We start from the raw sequence: 25926 nt of genomic DNA on the forward strand, positions 1-25926 counted from the left end.
CATCCAGTCCACTTGTTCGGAGGTATTGCCATGCAGCCGGAAACTGAAGGCTCTGAGGAAAAGGGGCCAAGCGACGTACCGTTCATCAACGATCCGGAAAAGCCCACCTCGCCGCCCTTGAACGACGCTGATGCCACGGATGCTGCCGAGGCGGAGGAAGAGATTCAGGATGACGGCGAATCCATTTGGCCATGAGGAGTGGACGATGGACAATTATCACCTCAGCCCGACATCGGATGGTTGGGAGTTGAAGAAAGTCGGTGCTGAACGAGCTTCCAAACGAGCGGCGACGAAGCAGGAACTAATCAATGCCCTTGCGGATTTCTTCGATGGCAAGACGGCATCAGTGAAGATCCACAGGGCGGATGGCACCCTCGAAGAGGAACGCACCTATCCACGTTCGGCTGACCCACGCCGTAGCAAAGGTTGAAGATTTCAAAAAAGAGGCCAGGGTGCCATGCACCCTGGCCGAACTCATTTCAAGTTAGCGGTTTTCGCTACCACGGCCGCCGCCGTGACTGTTCTCTCCGCCTTTGCGCCCAGCCTCGGAGGCGCGTTCACGGTCGTTGGCAAAGTTGCCCCCGGAGTTCTGGCCGCCCTTGCGACCTGCCTCCGACGCCTTCTCACGGTCATTGGCGAAATTGCCTGGATTGTTCTGGGCGGAACCACCTTGGCGGCCACGATTGCTTTGATTGTCAGCCATGATCTTTCACCTCATGTCGTCACACAGGAAAGTCTGTGTTCAACTCCGACTTCAAGCAGACAGCGATTTGCTCCCCGGCTTTGCGCTTGGGCCGACGGGTTGCACGAAAGAACTCGTGCGGGCATTTGTGGCGCCGCAGAGCTTTGTTCGCCAACTTTTGGAACTGATTTGCCTTGCGTCGAGTTTGACAGCACAGTTGTTCAGCTCCTGCGGCGTGAATGGGTGATCGCAAAACCTATGATGACCGCAAGCGCCGCTGCGCCGATCACTAGAGGCGTCGTGTCTTTTTTTGGCTTCCTCCAGCCGCCGTCGATACTCCTCCTGCCACTCGGCGGCTCAAAGAGGTTGCCTGATGAGGTTTCGGCTTTGGGACTGCGGTTTATCCCCCGACGCGTCAGCCACCCCGATAACAGAGGCAGGCCTGGTACCAGGTAGCTGGCCAGATGCGCAAGGCGCGCCGTGGTGCCGACCGTGGTGTGAGCTCGAGGTGAGATTGCACAGGCCACCATGGCCTTTGCCACAAGTTCGGGATCATATACAGGGCCGGGAGGCGTCAGCGCATGTCCTGTGTAGTTGCCGCCGTCTCGGAAGCCCGGTGTGTCCATGACTGCCGGATAGATATCGCACACATGGATGTGGGGAAACTCCGTCAATTCCCCTCGCAGTGCCTCGGTCAGTCCACGCAAGCCGAACTTGCTCGCCGAGTACGCGGCTGCATAGGGTTGGGCCACCCAACTGCCCAGGGACAGCGTATTGATCAGGATGCCGCTGCCTTGGCGCTTGAAGAGAGGAAGGGCTACAAAAGCGCCGCGCAGGTAACCCAACAGGTCAGTCTGAATCACCTGCTCATGGGCCTCCAGTGGTGTTGCCTCGAAGTTGCCCACCGCGCCAACGCCGGCGTTGTTGATCCAGATATCGATCCGTCCGTGGCCGAATTCTGCTGCCTGGGCGGCCAGCGCTTGCACCTGGTCGTTGCGGGTGACGTCGGTCGTGATCGCTATGGCATCCGTACCGCAGTCGGTGCATTCATCCAGCACGTCGAACAACGCTTCTTCATCGCGCGCAGCGAGCACCAGGCGCGCCCCCTTGCAGGCAAATGCGTGCGCGGTGGCACGGCCGATACCGCTGGAAGCGCCAGTTATCACCACGACTTTGCCGCGCAGCGGCCCCCTGCTCGGGTAGCCACCGCCGGGTGATTCCCGTTCCGTGGCAGCCTTGTTGTGCTCGTCAGGTGGCGCGAACGTTTCGCTGGCCTCGATCCTGGAGATTTCCAGGGCGGTACCATCGACCAAGGTCAACGTCAGCCCTTCAATCGTGCCTGCCTCCCGGTTCGGAAACACCGGTTCGCCTTCGGCATCCACGCTGTCGTAGATGAAGCGCGTACCTTCGATCCACCCAACGGCGGTCAAAAGCTCAGGGCCCAGGTAATACTTCCCGTCTTGAAAGAAGCCCGGGAACTGATGCGCCCGCTCGATGTTTTCCACGCGATAGCGTTCACCTGCTTTCATGCCTGTCGCTTGATCGATCATATTGCGAACCCCTGTAGGTGGATTGCCTTCAGCCGCATGTTTGCGTGCCAGGTATGCAGGGGAAGCCCGGGCGGACAGCAAAGTTCAGACCAACAAGTCCGGCGGTACTGAAAAATTGCCTCGATTGTGCCGCAGCCAGCAGTGCAAGAGGGCGAACAGTTGGGGGGGGGGAGACTGTGCCAGGCTAAACCGCCGGGGCGCCATGGCCGTTCAGAGGCGGCGGTGCGGATTCAGCGGGCTTTTTCCAGGTGTTGGAACTGGCATTGCATCTGAGCATCTTTGAGGCTCAGCTCAAACTCAACCAAGCCGTTATGCACTTGCTGCAGGGCCTGGATCTGCCCCATCAATTCCTGCTTTTTGTTAGCGATGGCCTGCATGGCCAGATCCCGAGGCAGCTCCTGGCCGCGATGATCCTGCAGAATGGCCTGCATTTCCTTGAGCTTGAAACCGAGTTGCTGAGCGCATTTGATGAAGGTCAGCAGCTCTACGCTTTGCTGGCTGTAGATGCGGTACTTGCCTTCGCGTTGCGGGGGTGGCAACAGGCCGATTTCTTCGTAATGTCGAATGCTTTTGACGGTGGTGCCCGACAGCTGGGCGGCTTTGCCGATGTACATGAAAATCCCTTTTTTTGACGCATCAGAAGCAAAAAGATGTCGCGCGCTCTTACAGGCGCGCAAATCTTTGCACAAGCGTCAAGGGGTGGGAAGCCAGGTTGGGCAAGGTGTCACAGCAGGGAGGCCCGGCTGGGCAGCACAGGTGCGCGGCCTGACCGGGGCCGATCAGCGGCTGGCGACTGCCTGGACCTGTTTGAGCCAGGCTTCACGCTGTTCCGGCCTGGAGCCCAATACCGGACCGAAGGTCAGGGTTTTCAGGGGGTTTATGCCGCAGAACTCCAGGGTGGTCTTGCGCATTTGGTGCAGGCCCGGCATGCGATACACCCACCGGTAGTACCACGGCGGCGTGTCCATGGTCACCAAAAGGTGAGCCGTGCGGCCTTTGAGCAGCTTATCCGGGAAGGGCGAGCCCTTGCGGTACTTGAAGGCAAAACCGGGCAGAAAGACGCGGTCGAAGAACCCCTTGAGCAACGCCGGAATGCCGCCCCACCAGATCGGGTACACCAATGTCAGGTGTTCGGCCCAGGTAATGTCGTTCTGTGCGTCGATCAAATCGGGCTCAAGCAACTGGATCTGGTTATAGCCATCGTGCAAGACCGGATCGAAATCCAGGGTGTCCAGGCGCAGCAGGCGCACCTCGTGGCCTGCTTCCTTGGCAGCCTCGACATAACGTTCGGACACAGCGCCGCAAAAGCTGTCGTTCGAAGGGTGGCCGAGGATTACGAGCATGCGTTTGCTCTTCATGACAAACTCCAGGTAATGAAGTGCCAAGGGTAAAGTCTGCCCCTTACGGTAGAGTCAAGCCTTGCCGGTTAGCGGTAGAGACAAACAGTCCAGCAGCGCTCGGGTGTAGTCCGGCAAAGCGTCGAATGAGCGGGCCCAGAAACGCAATGTGCGTTGAGCCCGCACTCGCACCTGCAAGCGCCAACCGGCTTGCATGGCTTGCGCCTCCAGATCGACGGCGAGGGTACTGTTGGCATTGAGGGCGACATAAGTGTGGCCGAGGGTGCCGTTGAGCGTCAGGGTGTCGTTCTGGAATACGCCTATGCCAAACGAGTGTGATGGGCTCCGTCTACCGGTAGCACCACGCCATTGACGAAGGAGCCCGCCTCGCTAGCGAGCATGATCACCGGGCCAAGCAGTTCGTCCAGTTGGCCCAGGCGACGAGATGGCATCGAGCGTATGGCTGCCTGCCCCTTTTCGCTGGCGAAAAATGCCTGGCTCATTTCTGTTTCGAACCAGCCGGGGGCAATGGCATTGACCCGTATGCCAAAGCGCATCAGGTCATTGGCAAGTGCCCGGGTCAACTGGACGACTGCGCCCTTGGACGCTGCATAAACACTGTAACCGGGCTGCACCCCGAGGCCGAGTATCGAGGCGATGTTGATGATCGCTCCCGGGCGCTTTGCCTCGGCAAGCCGACGTGCGGCCTCCTGGGATACACGCCAGATCCCCTTGAAGTTGGTGTCCAGCACCGCATCCATCGAGATTTCGTCGGTCTCCAGGAAGGGGGCAGGGGCCGCGATACCGGCATTGTTGATAATGATGTCGCACACGCCGACCTGGGCTGCCGCAGCGTCGAACGCGGCACGTACGCTGTCACTGGAGGTCACATCCATGGCGACAGCGATGGCCTTGCCACCGCTGTTATGGATGTCGTGCACCAGCGCCTCGATCCGGTCGAGCCGGCGAGCCGAAGCCACGATCGTGGCGCCAGCCTGCGCCAGGCCACGGGCGAGACAATAACCGATACCGCTCGAAGCCCCGGTGACGAGAGCGACTTTACCAGCCAGCGAAAAACGTTCATTAACCATCGTATCTTCTCCAAACAACGGAAATTTCAGTTTCCAGGGGCAATGAGGTCCAAGCCCATTTGCGAGAGCGGCCGGGCCAGCTCACCCGTTTCGTGCGCCCGCGTATTGGAAGCGTTGCCTTCCAGGGCGCGTTTTTTTACACCTTGGGCGATCGCCGCAAGCCGGAAAAAACTGAATGCCAGGTAGAAGTTCCAGTTTTCGATCTTTTCCAGTCCCATGCGCGCGCAATAGTCGGCGACATAGGTATCTTCGTCTGGTATGCCCAATGCGTGGCGGTCGAGGCCGCCCAACCCTCGGATCAGGCCGTCATTCGGCATGCGCCACTGCATGCATTGATAGGCCAGGTCGGCGAAGGGATGGCCTAGAGTGGACAGTTCCCAGTCGACTACCGCGAGGATGCGCGGCTCGGTAGGGTGGAACAGGAAGTTGTCCAGGCGATAGTCGCCATGGACCAGGCTGACGCGTCCGTCGTCTGGTGGCAGCAGCCCCGGTAGCCGCTCGATGAGCTGGTTCATGGCAGGGTTGATATCGGTTTCGCTGGCTTGGTATTGCTGGGTCCAGCGCACGAGTTGCCGCTCGAAATAGTTACCCGCTCGACCATAATCGCCGAGGCCGATGGCTTCGACGTCCAGGCGGTGCATAGCTGCGAGTACGCGGTTCATTTCGTCGTAGTAGGCAGCGCGCTGGGCTTGCTCGATCTCGGGCAATGCAGGGTCCCAGAAAATCCGCCCCTCCACGAACGACATGAGGTAGAAGTCGCTGCCGATGATGCTGGCATCCTCGCAGAGGTGGTACGGGTGGGCTACCGGGACCTCGGTGTTGCGCAGGGCTTGCATGACGCGGAACTCACGGTCGATCGCGTGAGCGGACTTCAGCAGTGCGCCCCGTGGTTTGCTGCGTAACACATAATCGGTCCCGCCAGCGCGTAGCCGGTATGTCGGGTTCGACTGCCCGCCAGCGAACTTTTCCAACGCGACGGGGCCGTTGAAACCGGGCAGAACGGCTTCCAGATAGGCGCCCAGGCGCTCGCTGTCGAGGTTTTCAATTTGGGTCATGTAGTCGTTCCTCAAGCTGTGTAGCGTTTGATCACCGCTTTGCCCAGTGAGGCCATGTGCACCTGATCGGGGCCATCGGCCAGGCGAATGGCCCGGGCATTGGCAAAGGCGCGCGGCAGGAAGCTGTCCTGACACAGGCCCAGTGCGCCGTGGGCCTGGATGGCGCGGTCAATGACCTGCTGCGCCATGGTCGGGGCAATGATCTTGATCATCGCGATGAGATCGCGCGCGTCCTTGTAGCTGGTGCGGTCCATCTTGTCGGCAGCCTTCAAGGTCAACAGGCGTGCCTGCTCGATTTCGCACAGCGAGCGCGCGATGTCCTCGCGTATCGAACCTTGCTCGGAGAGCTTCTTGCCGAACGCTACCCGGTGCTCGACCCGGGCGCACATCAATTCCAATGCACGTTGAGCGGATCCGATCAGGCGCATGCAATGATGAATCCGGCCTGGACCCAGCCGGCTTTGAGCAATTTCGAAACCTTGCCCCTCGTCGCCGATCCGGTTGCCAACCGGAACGCGTACATTCTCGAACAGGATCTCGGCATGCCCGTGCGGGGCATCATCGTCACCGAACACGCGCAGGGGGCGCAGTAGCTTGAGGCCGGGGGTATCCATCGGCACGATCACCTGCGTCTGCTGGTGATGAGGCGGGGCATCGGGATCGGTCTTGCCCATCACGATCAGGAACGCGCAACGCGGATCGGGGGCGCCGGTGGTCCACCACTTGTGCCCGTTGATCACGTAGTCATCACCGTCCCGTTCGATGCGGCATTCGATATTGGTGGCATCGGAGGAAGCGACCGCTGGCTCCGTCATGGCGAACGCTGAACGGATTTCACCGTTGAGCAGCGGCAGCAGCCACTGTTGTTTCTGCGCTTCGCTGCCATAGCGGGCCAGCAGTTCCATGTTGCCAGTATCCGGCGCATTGCAGTTGAACACTTCCGGGCCGATGAACGAGCGGCCCATGACCTCGGCCAACGGCGCATATTCCAGGTTGGTCAGGCCCGAGCCGTAGTCGTCGAGCTTCGCCAGAAACAGGTTCCACAGGCCTTCGCTGCGCGCACGCGCCTTGAGTTGCTCCATCACCGGAGGAATGACCCAACGGTTTTCGGAGCGCTCGATGAAGTCGTGGTATTCGTGCTCGGCCGGGTATACGTGATCTTCCATGAAACGCTCAAGCCGCCCGAGAAGGTCTCGAACTTTAGGGCTGTATTCAAAGTGCATGCTGTATTCCTCGATAGGACGCGGGGGCGTGTTGCGTTGACGGGGGTTGGAAGCGAGCAGGGTTCATGCGCCAGTGCATTACCGACCGCAAAGCCCCTGGCTTTGACGATTGGAAGTCGTGCTTGTCGGATGAAGGATGTGGGCAAATCAGCATTAGATTGCCAATGCATCGCGCAGGGGTTTGAGGATGTCCGCGAAACTGGAAATCAGATAGACAGGCCAAGGGTAAAGTGGGCTGGTCTGCACGATTTGCTCTGCCGCATACAACGTGCCTGTGAGCAAAAGCGTGACAGTGCCGATGAACGCAATTCGGCGCATGAATCTCTCCGAGTCCAGCGATTGGCTGGTTGCCGGTTTTTGTTGTAGGTGCTTCGAAGTCTAAAGGCTCCGCGCGGCAGAGATTTAACAGATCACGCCAGAAAATGTGCAATTCATGAATTTGCGTTCGAGGTGTTGAGGCACCGTGGGGCTTTCTGGCTATCGATTTGGCTGTGTGATGCACACCTGAATCTCGGCACGCATTGCCGTTCTCAGGCAGGCGCCGACGGCTTTCTACACGTCAGGGCGGTGAGCCTGCACACCAATGGGGCAGCGACAGCACAGCCGAAAGGGCATTGCCAACGAGCAATTCCACGAATTAGCATAACGATGGTTTTCTTTAGTTGTCGCCCGTTCCAGCAATAGCAGTAATCCGGTTGCCCTGTGTGCACTTCGCTCCCGGGATGCGCATCACCCAACTCATTTTCGAGAAATGCCATGTCTGATTACCAAGCACCCCTGCGGGATATGCAATTCATCCTCAATGAAGTATTCGAGGCCAGTAAACTGTGGGGCCAGTTTCCTGCTCTGCACGACTTTATCGACTCGGAAACAGCCGAGGCGATCCTGAACGAGGCAGGCAAGCTCGCAGCCGAGGTACTGGCACCGCTGAATCGTCCCGGTGATGAGCAAGGTTGCCAGTGGCAAGACGGGCGGGTAACGACACCTCAAGGGTTTGTGGAAGCCTACAGGGCCTTTTCCGAGGGCGGGTGGGGCGGGGTCGCCGGCGATGCCAGCCATGGCGGGATGGGGATGCCGAAGATGCTCTCGACACTGGTCGATGAAATCGTCAATGCGGCCAACCTGTCATTTGGTCTGTACCCCATGCTCACCGCTGGCGCGTGCATGGCAATCAATGCGCATGCGAGCGAAACGCTAAAGGGCCAGTATCTATCGAGGATGTACAGCGGTCAGTGGACAGGCACCATGTGCCTGACCGAACCGCATGCCGGAACTGACCTGGGCATCATCCGTACTCGTGCCGAGCCGCAAGCGGATGGCAGCTACGCGATAAGCGGCACCAAGATCTTCATCACCGGCGGTGAGCATGACCTGACCGAAAATATCGTGCACCTGGTATTGGCTCGGCTGCCTGACGCCCCTGCCGGTCCCAAGGGTATCTCGCTGTTCCTGGTACCCAAGGTGTTGAGCAATGACGACGGCACATTGGCCGAGAAGAACAGCCTGAGCTGCGGATCCCTTGAACACAAGATGGGCATAAAGGGGTCAGCGACCTGTGTGATGAACTTCGATGGTGCCTCGGGGTGGTTGGTCGGCGAGCCGAACAAAGGCCTGGCTGCAATGTTCACCATGATGAACTACGAACGGCTCGGAGTGGGCGTCCAAGGGTTGGCTACCGGCGAGCGTTCTTATCAGAGTGCGATCAGCTATGCCCTTGAGCGTGTCCAGGGACGGGCATCGAGTGGACCTGCCGAAGGGCAGCAGATTGCCGATCCGATTATCGTCCACGCCGATGTACGCCGCATGCTGCTTACCATGAAGGCCTTGAACGAAGGCGGGCGTGCATTTTCCAGCTATGTCGCCATGCAACTGGACACGTCCAGGTACAGCGAAGACGCCGAGGCGCGCAAGCGTGCAGAAGAACTCGTCGCTTTGCTGACGCCGGTCGCCAAGGCATTCCTGACCGACATGGGGTTGGAAGCCACGTTGCACGGCCAGCAGGTGTTTGGCGGGCATGGTTATATTCGCGAGTGGGGCCAGGAACAATTGGTACGTGACTGCCGTATCACCCAGATCTATGAGGGTACGAATGGCATTCAGGCGCTGGATCTGCTCGGCCGCAAGGTCCTGGGAACGGGTGGTGCCTCCGCGAAAACCTTGATCGACGAGGTGCTGGGTTTCATCCATTCGGCGCCACCAGCACTGGCCGAATTTACCGCACCATTGAAGGCTGCGGTCCTCAATCTTGAGGAATTGACGGCCTGGATCCTTGACCGCGCCAAGGGCGATCCCAACGAAGTGGGTGCTGCCTCGGTCGAGTATCTGCATGTGTTCGGCTACACCGTCTACGCCTATATGTGGGCGCGAATGGCTCATGCGGCGCTGCCCAAGGCAGGTCAAGACGACTTCTACGCCAGCAAGCTGGGTACCGCGCGCTTTTACTTCGCCCGCCTGCTACCTCGGATCCATTCATTGATAGCCTCCGTGAAAGCCGGGAGTGAATCGCTGTATCTGCTGGACAGTTCGCAGTTTTGAGCCATGTGCCTGGCAACCTTGTTGCCAGGCAGCATTACTCGGCAAGGCCGTTGTAGTTTTTTCGACCTCGGAGCAGGCGCGGTTGCCTGGCCAGCCCGGTTTTTCGTTGCCATTGGAGCGGGGTGAGGCCAAACCAGCGATGAAAGGCGCGGCTGAAGCCGCTCGAGTCTGCATATCCCAGAAGCTTCGCCAGCCTGCTCATGCTGATGGCAGGATCCTGCAGGTAGTGCTGGGCTGATTCCTGGCGCACTTCGTCCAGAAGCTGCTGGAATGACGTGCCCTCGGCGAAGAGTTGGCGTTGCAGCGACCGTGGATTCACGACCATCCAGCTGGCGGCCTTGTCCACTGTCGCACGGCCGCTGGGAAGCAGGTGGCGAAGCAGTTGCTTGATGGATCCAGGGAGTGCCGCGCTGGACAACCGCTCCATCCGGCCTATGTGCGTTTCCAGCAGCTGGTGCAACGTTGTGTCCTTGGCGTTCAGTGGCAGCGACAGGGCATCCCGTGGAAAGACCAGGCCGGTAAACGCCGAGGAAAACATCGCAGGTGAGCCAAGGATGCTCCTGTAGTCCAGCTCGCTGCCAAGTGGCGCGTGGGAGAAGGCCACATGATCAGGTTGCCATTCGTCACCGATCATTGCGCGCAACAGCTTCAGGGCCACGGCGCACATCAGCTCTGCGGCGTGGAACTGCCCGGGGCCGTACTGCCGAGGCGTTGAAAACTCAAGGCAGACCTGATCGCGTGCAGGTATGAGCTGCATGCTGACCGCACCATTGAAGACTGCATAGTTGTCCTTGAGCTCCAGCAGCGCTTCGCCTACCGAGTGGGTGCTGCCGACCAGATAGAGCATGTCACCGAATACTGCCAGCCCTTGGTGCATCCCGAACCGCAAACCGAACAGCGGCTGCTCGGCCTGTTGTGCGCACAAATCCAGCAACCCGCAGTAGCGCTGGTAGGCAAGGATCCGCTGGGGGAATTGTTCCACGTCCACAGGCAAAGCCATCAGCCGGAGCATCGCCGTTGGCCTGAGCCCTTCATTGCTGGCGAATTCGGTAAATTTGCTGAGCGCCAGCGCACGGATGAACGAGCCAGTGGTCGTGCTGCGCTCGCTGGCCGCGGTGGATACCGCTTTCATGGCGGCGAAACCTCGTGGGTTTGCGGTGCAGCCAGTAGCCCATTGCGATGATGTTGCCGCCATTTCTGCGGGCTGATGCCGTTCCAGCGTGTAAATGCGCGGGAAAAGGCACCCAGGCTGGTGTAGCCAAGCAACGCGGAAAGCTGTGTCAGGTTCAAGGTGGAATCACAGAGATAACGCTTGGCCATGGCCTGCCGGGTATCGTCCAGTAAAGCCTGGAAGTGGGTACCCTCGGCTTGCAGGTAGCGCTGCAGAGTGCGCGGGCTGAGCGCAAGCTGCCCGGCTATGTGTTCAACACTGGCTTGCCCATCGCAAAGGCCGTGCCGCATTAGCCGTTGTACATGGGCGGGTAGCTCGCGCAGGGTGAGGTACGCAAGCTCGTCATAATGGTTTTTCATCAACACCTGCAGGCCAGCATCACGCTCACCGAGTGAATGGGTCAGCAGAGCGTGATCGAATACCCAGGCATTGACCGCACTGTCGAAGCGCGGAGTGATGTCCAGCAAGCTACGGTATGTGTTCAGACGGGCGCCGGCAGCGTGGCGAAGCAGAAGCTCCTGGGGTTTCCAGGCCCGCCCCAAGAGGCTCTCCATGATCTTGGTGCCGAGCGCCATGGCAAGCTCGACGGTCTGCCGGGTGACTGACACGTTTGCGTCTATCACATCATAGAGCAGCCAGGCCTGGTTACCCCGTTGCTCAAGTCTGAGCTCTGCGCCATTGCTGTGGGTAGGGAAATAGCGGATCAAAGCTTGCAACGCATCACCGACCGTATGAGCGCTGCTTATCACATAGTGCAGCGTGCCCAGCGCTGAAAGCCCTTGCTGCAAGCCAAGCTGCAGGCCGAACAGCGCATTGCCGGACCTGCGCGACGCCAGCTCCAGGAGTGCGGCAAAGCGCTCGCCACTGAGCGGCAGGTCGGTCCGGCCTTCCATCACGCCTGCCTCTTCGAGCAGTGTGCGGGCATCCAGGCCCTGGCGGGTCGAAAACTCGTCGAAACCGAGCAGGGCGATGTCGAGGACGAAAGAAGTCATGTCGAAGGTTCTGGTCTGGCAGTGCGCATGCAGTGGCCGGGGTGGTGATGAGTCATCGTAACAGCTGTCCACCACCCTGGAACATGGCTTTCCAGGGTGTCATGAAAAGCCTGTTTAGTGGCGCGATATGTGAAGCATTCGAGCATGCCGGCCGTCAGACTCGGAGAGGACGCACCAACAAAAACAAACTCTGCTGCGGCGAAGCGCCGATTACGGAGATCGTCATGACTCGAATGCTTATTGTCATTGTGTTCGTTGTGCTGGGTGCAGGCAGTGTCTACCTGTCGACTGTGCGCGCCAATGCGAGCCCAGGCATTACCCCTCACGTTCATCCCGTTGCCGGCATCGGCGATGTCTTTCGGCATTAGGGCAACAGGTTCGTTCAACGTTGCCTTGACCAAAGCCTGTCTACGTACTTCAGCGTCCATTGCGTGCATCCGCTGTTCTTCTTTTCTCGATAACGCTGCCTGCCCCGGCTCGGACTCGCCTTGGGGCAGCGGGCGAAATCATCCTCCATTGATTTAAAGTAACAAGTGTTCCGTAATTGCACATCTCGCCGTTCTGCCTGCTGCAAAGGAGGGCATTTGAGTCGTCAGGTAGCACATATCAGTTGTTATAAAAATTGTAAGATATTGAAAATAAACGTAAAAAAATATTGGCAAGTAAATTGCTTTTTTACCCTTGCGTGGTCGTCATCTGACCATGCCTTCGAAACAAACCCAGCCGTCAGTCCTGCCTCGAACGAGGCACGCCGAGCGGTCGCCAAGAGCTCGTGAGGAACCTCGCATGAAAGATGTGAATCAGCGCCTTGATGTTGGAACTTCCATTGCCTGCAGAGGGAGGTCATTGGCACTGGCGCTTGCGGCGCTGGCCGCCTGTGGCGCAGTGCAGGCTGCGCAGAACGATGCTTCGCAATTGGGAACGAAACTGACGCCCCTGGGCGCTGAAGTCGCTGCCAGCGCCGATGGCGTGATTCCCGCCTGGGCGCCACCTGGCAAGCAGGACACAGGCTGGAGTCATGGGCAGGTGCGTGGGCAGTCCTGGAAGTTCAAGGACGACAAGCCGCTCTATAGCATTACCGCAGCAAACGTAGCGCAGTACGCCAAGCAGCTTTCTCCAGGGCAGTTGGAGCTGTTCAAGAAAATTCCCGACTACCGCATGGATGTCTATCCGACCCGACGCACCTGCGGTGCACCGGACTTCGTCGTCGACAATACGCGCAAGAATGTCGGTTTCGCCACGCTCGACGCCGACGGGGTTGCGCTGCAGGACGCTCATGTTCCAGGTATTCCGTTCCCCATGCCGACCACCGGCGCCGAGGTCATGTGGAACATGAAGATGCGCTACCGCGGCGTAGGCTTCGACATGGCCAAGACGGTGTCCGGCATTTCACCGCGTCCCGGCGGCGGGAGCTGGTTGCAGACCTCGACTGACTGGTTCATGTACACGCCGTGGGGGCAGAAGGGCAGTGCGCTGTTCTCCTCGTTCGACCGACTCGAGGTCGCTACCTTCTTCTCCTACAACGAGCCGGCTGCACTGGCTGGCCAGGCCGGGGTGGTCACGACCAAGGCCGGCGAGCAGGCGAGCACCTTCTACTACTTTCCAGGCCAGCGCCGGGTGCGTCGCATGCCGTCCTATTCCTATGACTCGCCGCAGATCGGCCTGGACAACCAGTACACCATCGACGAGTCGAACATTTTCTTCGGCCCGATGGACCGCTTCGACTGGAAGCTGGTCGGCAAGCAGGAGCTTCTGGTGCCCTACAACTCGTTCGGTGCTTATGACTCATCCGCCCGTATCGAGGATGTTGCGCAGCAGAACGCCTTTGCGCCGCAGTATCGTCGCTATGAGCTGCACCGGGTCTGGGTCGTTGAGGCGACCGTACGCCAGGGCATGCGCCACCAGGCACCCAAGCGTGTGTTCTACATCGACGAGGACAGCTGGAACGGTCTGGTTGCGGTCGACTACGACAAGCAGGGGCAGATCTGGAAAGTTCGCGAGGGCTACCCCATCCCTGTCTACGAGACCGGCACCTGCGATATGGAAGCCCAGGTCCAGTACAACCTGGTCGACGGCCGCTACCTCTACGACATGACCTCCATCGGCGTTGGCAAGAAAGATCATCGCTGGCTCACCGAGGATGCTGGCAACCCACGTCTGAAGCGTGACTTCTACACCTCGGACAACCTGCGTGCCATCAGCGAACGTTGAACTTTCCCACTTCGAGCGCCGACATGAAAACAACAATCACAAAAGCTTCAGGCCTTGCTATTGCGTGCATGACTCCCCTGGCAATGGGGTTCACCTTCGAGACCGAGTCCATCAGGGGCTCATTCGATTCAACGATTTCCTACGGTATGGGTATCCGCACCGAGTCCCAGGGTTGCAATCTGATCAACCAGGGTACCAGCGGGCATCATCCGCCCAGCGGGTGCCTGGCACAGACCTCCGGTATCGGCGACCAGGGCGACCTCAACTACGACAAGGGTGACTTGTTTACCCATTACCTCAAAGGCACCCATGAACTGCTGCTGAAGATGCCGGAAGACTTTACCTTCATGGCTCGCGGCAGCTGGATCCGGGATTTCGCAGCCACCGATACCAGCGGCGCTCTGTCGTTCTACACCCCTGATGGCGTCGGCAAGGACGGGCTGACCAGCGCTGCACGCGATGACCTGGAATTCAAGGCGCGCCTGCTCGACCTTTGGGTGAGCAAGGGCTTCGATGTCGGCGAGCAGCGGGTTCGCGCCCGCCTGGGTAACCAGGTGATCAACTGGGGCGAGAGCCTGTTCGTGCTCGGCGGTATCAACAACACCAACGCCTACGACATCCAGGCGCTCTCGCGCCCGGGCGTGCAATTGAAGGAAGCGGTGCTTCCGGCACCGATGCTGAGCCTGGCATCGGGCCTCGGTAGCGGGGTCAACATCGAGGCCTATTACCAGTTCGCCTGGAACAAGAGCGAGGTGCCACCGGTTGGCAGCTACTGGTCCTACACCTCGGCGCTGGGCAGCGGGATGAAGACCTACGGGTTCGATGACAAGGACGCCCGCGACAGCGGGCAATGGGGCCTTTCGCTACGCTGGCAGCCACAGGACAGCGACCTGAACGTCGGCTTGTACGTGATGCGCTACCACGACAAGCTGCCATCGCTGACGATGCGTCTGCTGGACCCGGACACCTTCGCCGTGGCGCAGAAGTGGGAGTATCCGGAAGACCGCATGCTCTACGGCATCAGCGCGAACATGCCGATCGGCGACTGGGCGGTGGGTACCGAGCTGTCCTACCGGCCCAAGGACGCAGTGCCGCTCAACCCGGTGCTGGATTTGTGCAGCAACAATCGCGGCAAGTGCTGGAAGGACGAGAAGAAGTTCCAGTGGCACCTCACCGGGCTTTACAGCATGACGCCGTCCAACTCGCCCACACTGCTCGATTTCACCGGCGCCAGCACCGGCACATTGCTGACCGAGCTGGTGGTCATCAAGTACCCGGGGCTGCACCGCAGCTATGACGGTGAAATCATCGCCGCCGGTGGCAATACCTGGCAGCTGGACCCTGCGACGGCGCCGAAGGCTCACGGTGACAAGACCTCATCCGGAATCAACCTGGACTTCAGCCTCACCTACGACGGCACCTTGCTTCCAGGCTGGCAGGTGACGCCAGGGGTCTTCTATTCGCGTTCCCTCGGGGGGCGGACTCCCAACCTCTCGGCGACGTTCACCGAAGACGCCAGCAGCATGAACCTTTACCTCAACTTCGTGCGTAACCCGGCCAGTTGGCAGGTGTCGTTCAACTACGCCAAGTTCATGGGCGGCGATACCCCCTATGACCAGTTGTTCCGTGATCGCGATTACGTAGGTGTCGTCGTTTCGCGCACCCTGTGAGGCCTGCTGTGAACATGTCTATTCAAATCAAGGAAACACAATCGCGCGGCCCGTTGGCGTGCACCGAGGCCTGGCTGTTCGGGCACCGCGGCTGGGTGCTGGCAATACTCGCGCTGTTTACCCTGGGTATGGCCTGGTTCGCCGTGCAACTGCGCATGGACGCTGGGTTCGAGAAGCAGTTGCCGATTGGCCATGAGTACGTCGAGACATTCAAGCAATACCGCGCCGATCTGCTTGGCGCGAACCGTCTCACCATCGTGGTCAAGGCGCGCAACGGGACCATCTGGAGCGAAGCAGGCTTGCGGCGGCTGGCTGAGGTGACCCAGGCAGTCACGTTTCTGCCCAGTGTTTCGCGCAGCAGTGTGCGTTCGCTCTGGACACCGAACGCCTTTGTCAACGAAATCACGGAGGAGGGCTTTCGTGCCGATCCGCTGGTGCCGGGAACGGTGACCCCAGAGCGGCTGGATGCCGCCATCATCGGGCGCATTGCTGATTCCACCGCTCAGGGCGGCTATATCGGCACCCTGGTCTCCAGGGACCAGACCAGTGCGATGATCACTGCCGAGCTCAACGAATACGATGTCCATGGGCAGCGCCTGGACTATGTGGCCTACAACCGCGTGCTGGAGCAGCAATTGCGACAGCCGTTCGAGGATGCCGACTTCGAGATCCAGCTGATCGGTTTCGCCAAGCAGATTGGCGATATCGCCGATGGTGCGGCAGCGGTGCTGGAGTTCTGCTTGCTGGCCCTGCTACTGACGGCGGCGGCGGTGTACTGGTACTGCCACTCGGTGCGCTTCACGCTGCTCGCGCTGGGTTGCTCGTTGACCTCGCTGATCTGGCAATTCGGTAGCTTGCGCCTGTTGGGCTATGGCCTCGATCCGCTGGCGGTGCTGGTGCCGTTCCTGGTCTTCGCCATTGGCGTTTCCCATGGTGTACAGCAGATCAACTACATCGTCCGCGAGATCGCCGATGGCAAGCCAGCCGCGCAGGCTGCCCGCTCCAGCTTCCGCGGGTTGCTGATACCGGGCACCTTGGCGCTGGTTACCGCCCTCGTGTCCTTCGTCACCCTGCTGTTGATCCCGATCCCCATGGTCCGTGAATTGGCGATCACCGCCTCTCTCGGCGTCGCCTACAAGATCGTCACCAACCTGGTGATGCTGCCGTTGGTGGCTTCGATGCTGAAGGTCGATGCCCGCTATGCCGCTGCCGAGGAAGTGTCGCGCCAACGGCGGTCGCGCTGGCTGGAAGGCCTGGCGAGGTTGGCGCAGTGGCGCAACGCCCGCTGGGTGCTGCTGGTTGCCGTGACCGTATTCGTCATGGCTGTGTGGCAAAGCCATGATCGCGTGGTCGGCTCGCTTCAGGCAGGGGCGCCGGAGCTGCGGGAGGACTCACGCTTCAATCGCGATGCAGTGGCCATTGCCAGCAATTATGACATCGGCCTCGACTGGCTGAGCGTGGTCTTCGAGGTACGGCCAGGGCCGGATGGCAGCGCCAACGCTTGTGAGGATGTTGCGCTGGGGCAGTACCAGGACCGCTTCGTCTGGGCCATGGAGGGGGTACCCGGGGTGCTCTCGGTGGCGTCGTTCTCATCAGCGATGCGCCAGTTCAACGAGGGCTACAACGAGGGCAACCCGAAGATGAGCGCGGTGCCCATCGACCCGATGAACTATTCGTCTCTGGCCGCCGAGGTGGGGCGCCTGCCCGGCCTGATGCGCACCGATTGCAGCATGACCGCGGTACACCTGTACCTTGCTGACCACAAGGCCACCACCATCTCCCGGGTGATCGATGCAGTGAAGGCGTTTCGCACTGCCTACCCACAGCATGGCATTGCCGTGCGCCTGGCGTCAGGCAATGCCGGGGTGATTGCGGCGATCAACGAGGAGGTCGAGAAGAGTGAAACGCCAATGCTGCTCTATGTCTACGCCGCGATCGCCTTGTTGGTGTTCATCGTATATCGCGACCTGAGGGCGGTGCTGGTGTGCTGTTTGCCGCTGACGCTCGGTACCTTCATCGGTTACTGGTTCATGAAGGAGCTGCAGATCGGCCTGACCATCGCCACCCTGCCGGTGATGGTCCTTGCGGTGGGCATCGGTGTCGACTACGCGTTCTACATCTACAACCGCATCCAGTTGCACCAGGCCCATGGCCAGCCCATCGCCACCGCTGTGGCCTGTGCCCTGCGCGAAGTCGGTATCGCGACCATCTTTACCGCACTCACGCTCGCAGTCGGCGTGGCGACCTGGTCGTTTTCCGAACTCAAGTTCCAGGCCGACATGGGCAAGCTGCTGGCCTTCATGTTCATGGTCAACATGGTCATGGCCATGACGGTGCTGCCCGCGTTCGCCGTCTGGCTGGAACGGGTGTTCCCACGCAAGCGCCCGGTGCGCATGGTCGGCGCGCTGACCCATTGAGGAGAATGACATGCACTACCTGAAACGGGTCATGGGCATCGCCCTGTTAGCGGCCATGCCAATGGCCGCGTCCTGGGCCGCGGGGCTGGAAGCGGTGCCGGCGGCACCTGCTGGCAATGCCGTGCAGGCCATGATGCTGGGTGCGGGCAAAGCGGGGGAGCGGGTGGTGGCCGTTGGCGACCATGGCATCGTGCTGCTTTCAGACGACCAGGGCCGCAGCTACCGGCAGGCCAGCGGCGTACCCTTGTCGAGCACGTTGACCAGTGTCAGTTTCGTCGATGCCAGCAATGGCTGGGCCGTTGGCCACTGGGGTGCGATCCTGGCCAGCGGTGATGGCGGAGAAACCTGGGCGGTGCAGCGCATCGACAGCGATGTCGACCGCCCGCTGTTCGCCGTGCACTTCTTCGATCGCCAGCAAGGCGTGGCGGTGGGGCTGTGGTCGTTGATACTGACAACCGACGACGGCGGGGTCACCTGGACCGAACGCACCTTGCAACCCCAGCCTGGAGCCAGTCGCGCCGACCTCAACCTGTTGAGCCTGTTCAGTGATGGGCAGGGGGCAGTCTATGCCACCGCAGAGCGTGGCAAGTTGCTGCGTTCGGATGACCGGGGCAAGACCTGGCGTTACCTGGACACCGGCTACCAGGGCTCGCTGTGGAGTGGTGCCGTGCTGCCGGATGGCCGTCTGCTGGTAGGCGGGCAACGCGGTACCTTGTTGCGCGGCACACCGGACGCAAGTGCCTGGCAGCGCATACCTCTGACCAGCCGTAGCTCGATTACCGCCATACAGGCAGAGGGCAAGCACGTACTGGTGGCAGGTCTTGATGGCCTGCTGGTGAACAGCCAGGACGGCGGCGCCAGCTTCGACGAGACGCGCAGTGGCGACGGCGTCTCGCTGACTGCTGCGCTGCTACAGGGTGACGGCCAGCCGTTACTGTTTTCCCGCCATGGCGTGAGCGAACCTCCTGCAGGTCGAAACCCTCGCTGACCCGCTCGGCCGCATCGTCTTCAAGTGGTGCGGCCGGGCTTATTCAAGCCTGCGAATAGCGTTCCATATGTGATGACGAATACGTGTAAAAAACAACATAACAGATGTTGCGTTAAATAGGGCGCAGCAGTAGAGTCTGCCAAAACAACAACAGATTTCGGAGGCAAACCATGTCCGAGCTCAGCAGCAACGTTGACAAGTTCCGCCTTCTCGGCGGATGGGTCGAACAACCAGACGATCTGCAGCCGGAGCTTGAGGATGACATCAATGCCGATGTGATCATCGTGGGCGCGGGCTTCGCCGGGCTGTCCACTGCCCTGGAGCTCACCGCGCTCGGTGCCAGCGTGGTGGTGCTCGAACAGGCTTTTGCAGGCTTCGGAGCCAGTGGTCGCAATGCTGGCTATCTTGCCGGCAGCATGGGCGTCGAGTTCGAACTGTTTCACAAACGGCTCGGCGCGGACCAAGCCAGCAAGGTCGTGTCCTTCTACGATGAAGGCGTGGCTTACGTGGAACGACGGCTGGGTGAGCTGGCCATCGATTGCGATTACCTGCCCAGCGGTGTCATCCGTGCCGTCATCCATCCCTCGCAGGAAAAGAGACTGCGCCACAGCATGGCGCTGGGCCAGCAGCTGGGTTCGGTCACACGGTTTGTGGATCGCGATGAAATGCGTGCTCGCGGTATCCCGCCTGCGTTCCTTTTCGGTTGCATCCAGCACGGTGGCACGCTCGATCCCGGCAAGTACGTGATGGGTTTGCGCCGGGCGGCATTGCGGGCTGGTGTTCGCTTGTTCGAGCAGACCAAGCTGCTGTCCTACAGTGACGGCCCAACAGTTACCTGCCGAACCAGGAAAGGCTCGGCAAGCGCGCCGGTCATGGTCCTGGCCACCAATGCCTACACGCCGCAACTGGGTTTGCTGCGGGACAAGGTCACGCCACTGCGGGTCTCGGCCATCGAGACGCAGCCGCTGTCCGCTGCGCAACTGCAGTCATTGGGTTGGCAGGGCCGGGAGGGCATCGTGACCCCCCACTGGACCATGGAAAGCCATCGCCTGACCGCGCGCAACACCCTCCTGATAACCACCAAGCAACTGGGTTACGCCTACGGCTCGCAGACCCCGAACGAGCCGGACCGGACGGCGTACGCCGCGTTGCGGCAAGCCCTGGACGACCGTTTCCCGTCATTGCGCGACGTGGCGATCGACAAGTGCTGGAGCGGTTACATCAGCCTCGCTTACGACGCCTTGCCGGTGGTGGGTGAAACCGGACCGCACAGCAACATCTACTACACGGCTGGTTGCTCGGGACATGGCGTTGGCACCCAATCGCTGATCGGCTTCCTGCTGGCGGAACGTATCGGCGGTATCGAGCAGCCCTTGCTCACGGCGCTGCGCCACAAGACCCCCTCGACGCTTCCCGAACCTTTGCAGTGGTGCGCGGTGAAGGCCGCCCTTGCGGGTGTAAACCTGCTCGACAACGCCCTCAATCGACGGGCACGAGCGTCGTAACTGCGATCAGGCGCTGGCCGCTCGCGGCGCGGCGCCTTGCCGATCTATCACCCCGGAGTTGCAATGAACAATTATTCGAATGAGGCCATGCGATTCACCGCGTGGGCTTCGATCATCGGCGGACTGTTCGCCTACCTCAATGTCGGTTTCATGCTCATGGTCACTCAGGGTGACATGGCCGTGACGTTGCAGGGTGCGACCATGCTGACCCTGCCGGCTGAAGCCAGGCAGTACTTCAGGCTGTCGATGTTCGCCGACATCCTGGGTTTCTACCTGCCAGTGCTGGCTGTAGGGGCGTATTTCTGGCGCGAGTTTCGCGATGAGGCGGGGGCGCTCGGGGACATGGCCCTCCTGGCCATCGCCACCTATGTGGTGCTTGGCGTAACCGGTGCGGGTCTGCAGCTTTCGGTGCTCGATCCACTGGCGCAATTGCACCTGACGGGCAGCGAGGCCCTGCGTGCTGGCGCCGAGGCAGCATGGACGACCATTGCCGTGGGTAGCCAGCGCGGGCTCTGGTGGTGCGAAGGCCCTGTCGTCCTGTTCTGGGGCATCGTCGTGGGGCGCTATTTGAAGAATGCCGGTTGGGGCAGCTCGGTCCTGCTGCCGCTGAAGGTGGTGGGCTGGTGCTTCGGCCTGTACTTCGTTTCTGGCTTCTTTGCGGCCCTTGATCCGCTGACCAATGCCCTGCTGGTGCTCGTGGTACTGATCTTCCCGTTCTGGCTGGTGTTGTTCGGGTTGCAGTTGCGACGCCGGGCCCTGCGCCTGCCGCTGGGCGCCTGAACGATAACGCTCCACCCCTTGCTCGCTGGACCTGAAGCGCCACGCAGTGGCGCAGCACAATCGAACAACAATAGCGTGAGGCTCCTTTTATGGCTGAAAAGCCTACCTCCAATTCACTGGATCTCAAGCGCCGGCAGTTGCTGAAGTTTGCTGGCGCCACCGCCGCCGTAGGCGGCCTCGGCCTGCATGTCGGCCTGGCCAGCGCTGCCGAACCTGTGGCGGCTGCGCATGGCGACGAAGAGGGCATCCTGGATGTCGCCATCATTGGCGCCGGCATGGCCGGGCTCACGGCGGCCCGTGATCTGCTGAACGCCGGCTGCCGCTCGTTCCAGGTGCTGGAAGCCCGTGAGCGGGTCGGCGGGCGGGTGCTCAATTACGACTTGGGCTCGGGCTACATCTCCGAGGTCGGTGGGCAGTGGATCGGGCCCGGCCAGACGGCCGTCGCCGACCTGGCCCGTGAGCTTGAGGTGGACACGTTCCCGACCTACTACCAGGGCAAGACCGTGGTGCTAGGCGGGGAAGGGCGACTGGAGCTCGACCTGCACGGCACCTTCGGCACCGATGAACGCATTGGTGCCAAGCTCAGTGAGCTTTCCAGGCTGGTACCGTCCGGTAAACCCTGGGCATCTTCCAAGGTCGACGAACTGGACAAGCTCTCGGCGGGTGACTGGCTGGCGCAACAGGATATCAAGCCCGAGGACAGGTCTGGCTGGGACACAAGCTTCATGCTCACCTGTGGCGTGGCGCCGGCCAAGATGAGCCTGCTGCACTTCCTGTCGATGATCAATTCGGCAAGCTGCGACTACATGAAGCTGGACTCGATCAAGGACAGCGCCCAGGGCACCCGCTTCGTTGGTGGCTCGCAGATCCTGTGCACCCGCATGGCCGAGCAGTTGGGCGACCGGCTGCGCCTGGCCTGCCCGGTGCGCGCGATCAGCGAGTGGGACCGCGACGTCGTCACGCTGCACACTGACCAAGGGTTGATACGCGCCCGCCGGGTTATCGTCGCGATCCATCCAGCCCTGTGCAACCAGGTACGCTTCGAGCCCGCGCTGCCGGAAGGGCGCGCGGCGCTGCAGCGCGCCTGGCCGGCACACAGCCCGGCGCGCAAGACAGCGATGGTCTACAAGCGGCCGTTCTGGCGCGATAAGGGCCTGAACGGCCACACCATGCAGGTCAAGGGGCCGCTGCTATGGGCTTGGGACAATTCCCCACCCAATGGCGAAATCGGTGTGATCAACGCCTTCGTCGTCAATGCAATGCTGCCCTCCGATCACCAGGCTGCGCAGCAGGTCCTCACCGAAATCTACGCCCGTTCCTTGGGCGATGAAGCCCTGCAGCCGGTCGCCTACCACGATCATGACTGGGGGCTGGCAGACCCCTGGAGCCTGACCTGCGTGTCGGCGATTCCGCCCGGTTTCTGGAGCGAGCATGGCGAATCGTTGCGTCCGCCGTGCGGCAACCTGATCTGGTCGGGCACTGAAACGGCCGATATCTGGGCCGGATACATGGATGGCGCCGTGCGTTCAGGTCATCAAAGTGCGCTGCAGGCGCTTGCTTCGCTGCGTCGGGCATAGGGGGCAGTGATGAAAAAGAAATTGTTGTGGGGTACGGCGGTGTTGCTGGTCGCCCTGCTGGCCTTGTTCGGCCGTGACCTGCTGGGCTTCTACCACCTCGTCACCTACATCGACAGCACTACCCAGGCCTATGAAGCGGACGGGCCCTGGCCCCAGACGGCCGATGCCTGCTACGGCTGCCATGGGCAACGCGGGAGCTCGCAGCACCAGCGTTATCCCAGCCTGGCAGGGCAGCCCGCCGATTACCTGAAGGCGCAGTTGCACGGCTTTGCCAATGGCACCCGTCATTTCCCGAACATGCAACCACTGGCGATGAGCCTCAGTGACGCTGAAATCGACAAGCTGACCAACTACTACGCCCGCCAGACGCCCGTGGATAACCACACGTTCCAGCCTGATCCTGGCCTGCGCCAGCAAGGCGAGAAACTGGTCAAGGCGGGCGCGTGTGCTGCCTGTCATGGCGAAAAGCTGATGGGCCAGGGCGCATTCCCGCGTCTGGCCGGCCAAGGTGCCGACTATTTGCTGGTTCAGCTGGACGCCTTTGCCCAAGGCAGCCGGGTCGATCCAACCGGTTCGATGAAGGCGGTTACCCAGACCCTCTCGGCACAGGACCGCAAGGCGCTGGCGCATTACCTTGCCGCCTTGGCGGCCACCCCGAAGTAAAGCCTTCATACCTACAAGAAAGAGACCTGAGCTATGGAAACCAAAGATGTTCTTGCGTTGCTCACTTGCGTCCTCCTGGTGGTTTCCGGGAGCACTTACGGCATCAAGTTCCTGCGCAGAGGCAACTTCCTGCTGGGCCTGGAGTGGCTGATCGTGGCATTTTCCGGTACCAACTTCCTGATCTACCTGCTGACCCAGTCGCAAATCTCCTACGGTATTTCGTATTTCTGCGATGCGTTTTCCCGCGGCTTCGGCATCCCGATCGTCACGGTGCTTGGCCTGATGGCCGTCACCCATGGCTTCCGGCCTTCGGCGGGCAAGGACGCTTTGATTTTCGCCGTCACCTTTGTCTGCACGTTCGTGATGATCAAGGCTGATTTCATGATCAAGCCGCTTCCCTACTTTTACGTAATCATGTGGGCCGGCTACACGGTCTACCTGGCGTACTTCATCAGCCGCCTGGTGCTGGTCGGCGAGTACCTGCACGCCTTCGGGGTCACGGTGGCGGCGATGCTGGGGCTGCTGGTGGCCTGCATCTATGACTTCTACCCCATACCCGGGGACGACACGAAGGCCGTGTTCATGTCGATAGCGCTGGCCAGCTGGTCCTTCATGATGATCCAGTTGTACTACGCGTTCTTCGCTCTGGAGCGGGCAAAGCACCAGGCGGTGGCAGCGCGCTGACACGCCTCGGTTTCCATGCTGGGGCCGCCTGCGCGGCCGCAGTTTGCAGTCGCAGTGATCCAAGAGATCCACCAGGAGTACTTACACAATGTCGATCGAGCAAGTCGCGCCAGCAGTAGAGCGGATGCGTGAAGTTTTCGCGCTTCAGCGCCAGGCATTCGCCGAGGAACGCTACCCGTCCTATCAGACCCGGCGGGCTAACCTGCTGGCGCTCAAGGCGCTGGTGCTGGAGAACGCCGAGCGGATCGCAGCCGCCATATCCAACGATTTCGGCCACCGCTCGGAGCACGAGACCAAGATGCTCGATATCTTCGGCCTGGTGAGCGAAATCAACCACGCCGTGCGCTGCCTGAAGCGCTGGATGAAACCGCGCAAGCGCGGTGTCGGTATCTGGTTCAAGCCTGCGCGGGCTGCGGTGCTGGCCCAGCCGCTCGGGGTTATCGGTATTGCGGCACCGTGGAACTATCCGCTTTACCTGACGTTGGGCCCGCTATGCGGCGCCCTGGCTGCCGGTAACCGGGCCATGATCAAGGTGGCCAGCGACTCCAGCCACTATGGTCGCTTGCTCGCCGAGTTGCTGGGCAAGCGCTTCGACCAGGACCTGGTGGCGGTGATACAGCCAGGTGCAGGTATCAACGACGGTTTCTCCCGGCTACCCTTCGATCACCTGATCTTCACCGGCTCGCCTGCGGTAGGCCGACAGATCATGCGCAATTGCAGCGAAAATCTTACCCCGGTGACGCTGGAGCTCGGCGGCAAGTCGCCCACCATCGTCGCCCCGGGTTACTCGTTGAAGCAAGCTGCCGAGACCGTTCTTTGGGGCAAATGCCTGAATGCCGGGCAGACCTGCGTCGCGCCTGACTACCTGTTCCTGCCTGCCGGCAGCGAGGAAGAATTCCTCGCGCATGCCAGGGCGGCGGTGGCTCGAAATTACCCGCAACCGTTGGCTGACAACCCCGACTACAGCTGCATGATCAATGCGCGCCAACTGGCACGTGTCGAGGCGCTGCTGACGGACGCCCGGGACAAGGGCGCGCGCGTGGTGGCGCTGGCGGATGTGGATGGTGCGCGTCGGGCGGGCAAGCTGACACCGCACCTGGTATTCGATGTGCGCGACGACATGCTGATCATGCAGGAGGAGATCTTCGGACCCGTGTTGCCGGTACTGGCTTATCGCAAGCTCGAGGACGCAATTGGCTACATCAACGCCCATGAACGGCCCTTGGCGCTCTACCTGTTCGATGAAGACGCCGGCCGGGTCGAGACGGTGCTGCGCCAGACATTGTCCGGAGGCGTTTCGGTCAACAGCGTGATGCTGCATGTGCTGCAGGAAAACCTGCCGTTCGGTGGCGTGGGCAATTCAGGGCTCGGGCACTATCACGCCGAGGAAGGGTTCCAGACGTTCAGCAAGATGCGGCCGGTGTTCTACCAGGCGAAGTTCAATGGCAGTTTCTTGCTCAAACCGCCCTATGGGCGCCTGACCCAGGCCCTGATGCGCCTGATGTTGCGTTGAAAAAGCGTTTGCTGGGTAGGGCTGACGAGGCTACATCGAGTTGACGCTACGATCGTCATGCCCTTTTTAGCGCCCTTCGGGGCGCTTTTTTTATGCTGAGCTCACGAGCCATTCGCGCACCTGTGGGAGCGGGCGTGCCCGCGAAACAGGCGGCGCAGTGGATGGCACCGGCTTTGCCGGTGTTCGCGGGCTCGCCTGCTCCCACAGTTCAGATGGTGTGCGGGCTTGGAGACGGGAGGAGGGGAGATCGGGTAGGCGGAAACCGCCCATGCCTGGCATGGT

At 60.9% G+C, this 25926-nt stretch carries 23 protein-coding genes and 1 pseudogene; 13 read left to right on the forward strand and 11 right to left on the reverse strand.

Annotated features, from left to right (window positions below):
- The first annotated feature begins 30 nt into the window (after positions 1–30).
- Together R9B85_RS23805 and R9B85_RS23810 are read left to right on the forward strand one after the other, a co-directional pair.
- Positions 31–195, forward strand: coding sequence for a hypothetical protein (locus R9B85_RS23805; RefSeq protein ID WP_207877988.1), 165 nt, complete (start codon positions 31–33; stop codon positions 193–195).
- Positions 196–205: 10 nt separating this feature from the next.
- On the forward strand, positions 206–430 hold the full coding sequence (locus R9B85_RS23810; RefSeq protein ID WP_207877986.1) for a DUF2188 domain-containing protein: 225 nt from the start codon (positions 206–208) through the stop codon (positions 428–430).
- Between the two features lie 54 nt (positions 431–484).
- Here R9B85_RS23810 and R9B85_RS23815 read toward each other — a convergent pair.
- The 8 genes and pseudogenes from R9B85_RS23815 to R9B85_RS23850 form a co-directional block, all read right to left on the reverse strand.
- A pseudogene (locus tag R9B85_RS23815) lies at positions 485–679 on the reverse strand (general stress protein); the annotation flags it as partial.
- Positions 680–903: 224 nt separating this feature from the next.
- Entirely contained in the window at positions 904–2232 is a 1329-nt protein-coding gene (locus R9B85_RS23820) for an SDR family oxidoreductase (RefSeq protein WP_423770635.1), read from the reverse strand.
- Between the two features lie 230 nt (positions 2233–2462).
- A complete protein-coding gene (locus R9B85_RS23825) occupies positions 2463–2846 on the reverse strand; it encodes a MerR family transcriptional regulator (protein ID WP_375149147.1) in 384 nt (127 codons plus the stop codon).
- Positions 2847–3011: 165 nt separating this feature from the next.
- Positions 3012–3590, reverse strand: coding sequence for an NAD(P)H-dependent oxidoreductase (locus R9B85_RS23830; RefSeq protein WP_215521407.1), 579 nt, complete (start codon positions 3588–3590; stop codon positions 3012–3014).
- 299 nt (positions 3591–3889) lie between these two features.
- Positions 3890–4660, reverse strand: a complete 771-nt coding sequence (locus R9B85_RS23835) for an SDR family NAD(P)-dependent oxidoreductase (protein WP_112253756.1) — start codon at positions 4658–4660, stop codon at positions 3890–3892.
- A gap of 26 nt (positions 4661–4686) precedes the next feature.
- Positions 4687–5715, reverse strand: coding sequence for a phosphotransferase (locus R9B85_RS23840; protein WP_423770636.1), 1029 nt, complete (start codon positions 5713–5715; stop codon positions 4687–4689).
- A gap of 11 nt (positions 5716–5726) precedes the next feature.
- Complete coding sequence (locus R9B85_RS23845) at positions 5727–6938, reverse strand: acyl-CoA dehydrogenase family protein (RefSeq protein ID WP_423770637.1); 1212 nt, start codon at positions 6936–6938, stop codon at positions 5727–5729.
- Positions 6939–7091: 153 nt separating this feature from the next.
- A complete protein-coding gene (locus R9B85_RS23850) occupies positions 7092–7256 on the reverse strand; it encodes a hypothetical protein (protein WP_181457394.1) in 165 nt (54 codons plus the stop codon).
- Between the two features lie 438 nt (positions 7257–7694).
- Here R9B85_RS23850 and R9B85_RS23855 point away from each other — a divergent pair, with 438 nt between their 5' ends.
- Positions 7695–9473 (forward strand): acyl-CoA dehydrogenase C-terminal domain-containing protein, encoded by a 1779-nt coding sequence (locus tag R9B85_RS23855; protein ID WP_423770638.1) that lies wholly within the window; start codon positions 7695–7697, stop codon positions 9471–9473.
- A 34-nt stretch (positions 9474–9507) separates the two neighbouring features.
- On the opposite strand, the gene R9B85_RS23860 is transcribed toward R9B85_RS23855, so the two are convergent.
- From R9B85_RS23860 to R9B85_RS23870, 3 genes are read right to left on the reverse strand one after another with little or no spacing between them, the layout of a single operon-like run.
- Positions 9508–10605 carry an AraC family transcriptional regulator ligand-binding domain-containing protein gene (locus R9B85_RS23860; RefSeq protein ID WP_375149140.1) on the reverse strand — a complete coding sequence of 366 codons (1098 nt, stop codon included), beginning with the start codon at positions 10603–10605 and terminating at the stop codon, positions 9508–9510.
- Entirely contained in the window at positions 10602–11636 is a 1035-nt protein-coding gene (locus tag R9B85_RS23865; RefSeq protein WP_112253751.1) for an AraC family transcriptional regulator, read from the reverse strand. Before R9B85_RS23865 ends, R9B85_RS23860 begins: the two co-directional genes overlap by 4 nt.
- Complete coding sequence (locus tag R9B85_RS23870; protein ID WP_146742866.1) at positions 11633–12064, reverse strand: hypothetical protein; 432 nt, start codon at positions 12062–12064, stop codon at positions 11633–11635. Before R9B85_RS23870 ends, R9B85_RS23865 begins: the two co-directional genes overlap by 4 nt.
- 358 nt (positions 12065–12422) lie before the next feature.
- On the opposite strand from R9B85_RS23870, the gene R9B85_RS23875 reads away from it, so the two are divergent.
- The 10 genes from R9B85_RS23875 to R9B85_RS23920 all read left to right on the forward strand — a co-directional run bounded on the left by R9B85_RS23875 (position 12423) and on the right by R9B85_RS23920 (position 25644).
- The gene (locus tag R9B85_RS23875; RefSeq protein ID WP_423770639.1) at positions 12423–13847 is read left to right on the forward strand and encodes a DUF1329 domain-containing protein; all 1425 of its coding nucleotides are present in this window, start codon (positions 12423–12425) and stop codon (positions 13845–13847) included.
- A 23-nt stretch (positions 13848–13870) separates the two neighbouring features.
- The gene (locus tag R9B85_RS23880) at positions 13871–15517 is read left to right on the forward strand and encodes a DUF1302 domain-containing protein (protein ID WP_313854369.1); all 1647 of its coding nucleotides are present in this window, start codon (positions 13871–13873) and stop codon (positions 15515–15517) included.
- A gap of 14 nt (positions 15518–15531) precedes the next feature.
- The gene (locus R9B85_RS23885; protein WP_252192237.1) at positions 15532–17934 is read left to right on the forward strand and encodes an efflux RND transporter permease subunit; all 2403 of its coding nucleotides are present in this window, start codon (positions 15532–15534) and stop codon (positions 17932–17934) included.
- A gap of 10 nt (positions 17935–17944) precedes the next feature.
- On the forward strand, positions 17945–18922 hold the full coding sequence (locus tag R9B85_RS23890) for a WD40/YVTN/BNR-like repeat-containing protein (RefSeq protein ID WP_423770640.1): 978 nt from the start codon (positions 17945–17947) through the stop codon (positions 18920–18922).
- 170 nt (positions 18923–19092) lie between these two features.
- Positions 19093–20427: an NAD(P)/FAD-dependent oxidoreductase gene (locus R9B85_RS23895; protein WP_215521414.1), complete on the forward strand. Its 1335-nt coding sequence runs from the start codon at positions 19093–19095 to the stop codon at positions 20425–20427.
- A gap of 63 nt (positions 20428–20490) precedes the next feature.
- Positions 20491–21207, forward strand: coding sequence for a hypothetical protein (locus R9B85_RS23900; protein ID WP_112253746.1), 717 nt, complete (start codon positions 20491–20493; stop codon positions 21205–21207).
- A gap of 89 nt (positions 21208–21296) precedes the next feature.
- On the forward strand, positions 21297–22784 hold the full coding sequence (locus tag R9B85_RS23905; protein WP_423770641.1) for a flavin monoamine oxidase family protein: 1488 nt from the start codon (positions 21297–21299) through the stop codon (positions 22782–22784).
- Between the two features lie 9 nt (positions 22785–22793).
- Complete coding sequence (locus R9B85_RS23910) at positions 22794–23447, forward strand: c-type cytochrome (RefSeq protein WP_215521416.1); 654 nt, start codon at positions 22794–22796, stop codon at positions 23445–23447.
- A 33-nt stretch (positions 23448–23480) separates the two neighbouring features.
- A complete protein-coding gene (locus tag R9B85_RS23915; RefSeq protein ID WP_112253743.1) occupies positions 23481–24131 on the forward strand; it encodes a hypothetical protein in 651 nt (216 codons plus the stop codon).
- An 88-nt stretch (positions 24132–24219) separates the two neighbouring features.
- Positions 24220–25644 carry a coniferyl aldehyde dehydrogenase gene (locus R9B85_RS23920; RefSeq protein WP_252379376.1) on the forward strand — a complete coding sequence of 475 codons (1425 nt, stop codon included), beginning with the start codon at positions 24220–24222 and terminating at the stop codon, positions 25642–25644.
- Positions 25645–25926: the final 282 nt, after the last annotated feature.

The organism is Pseudomonas sp. NLJ1 (assembly GCF_049486705.1).
GTDB classification, from domain to species: Bacteria; Pseudomonadota; Gammaproteobacteria; order Pseudomonadales; family Pseudomonadaceae; genus Aquipseudomonas; species Aquipseudomonas inefficax.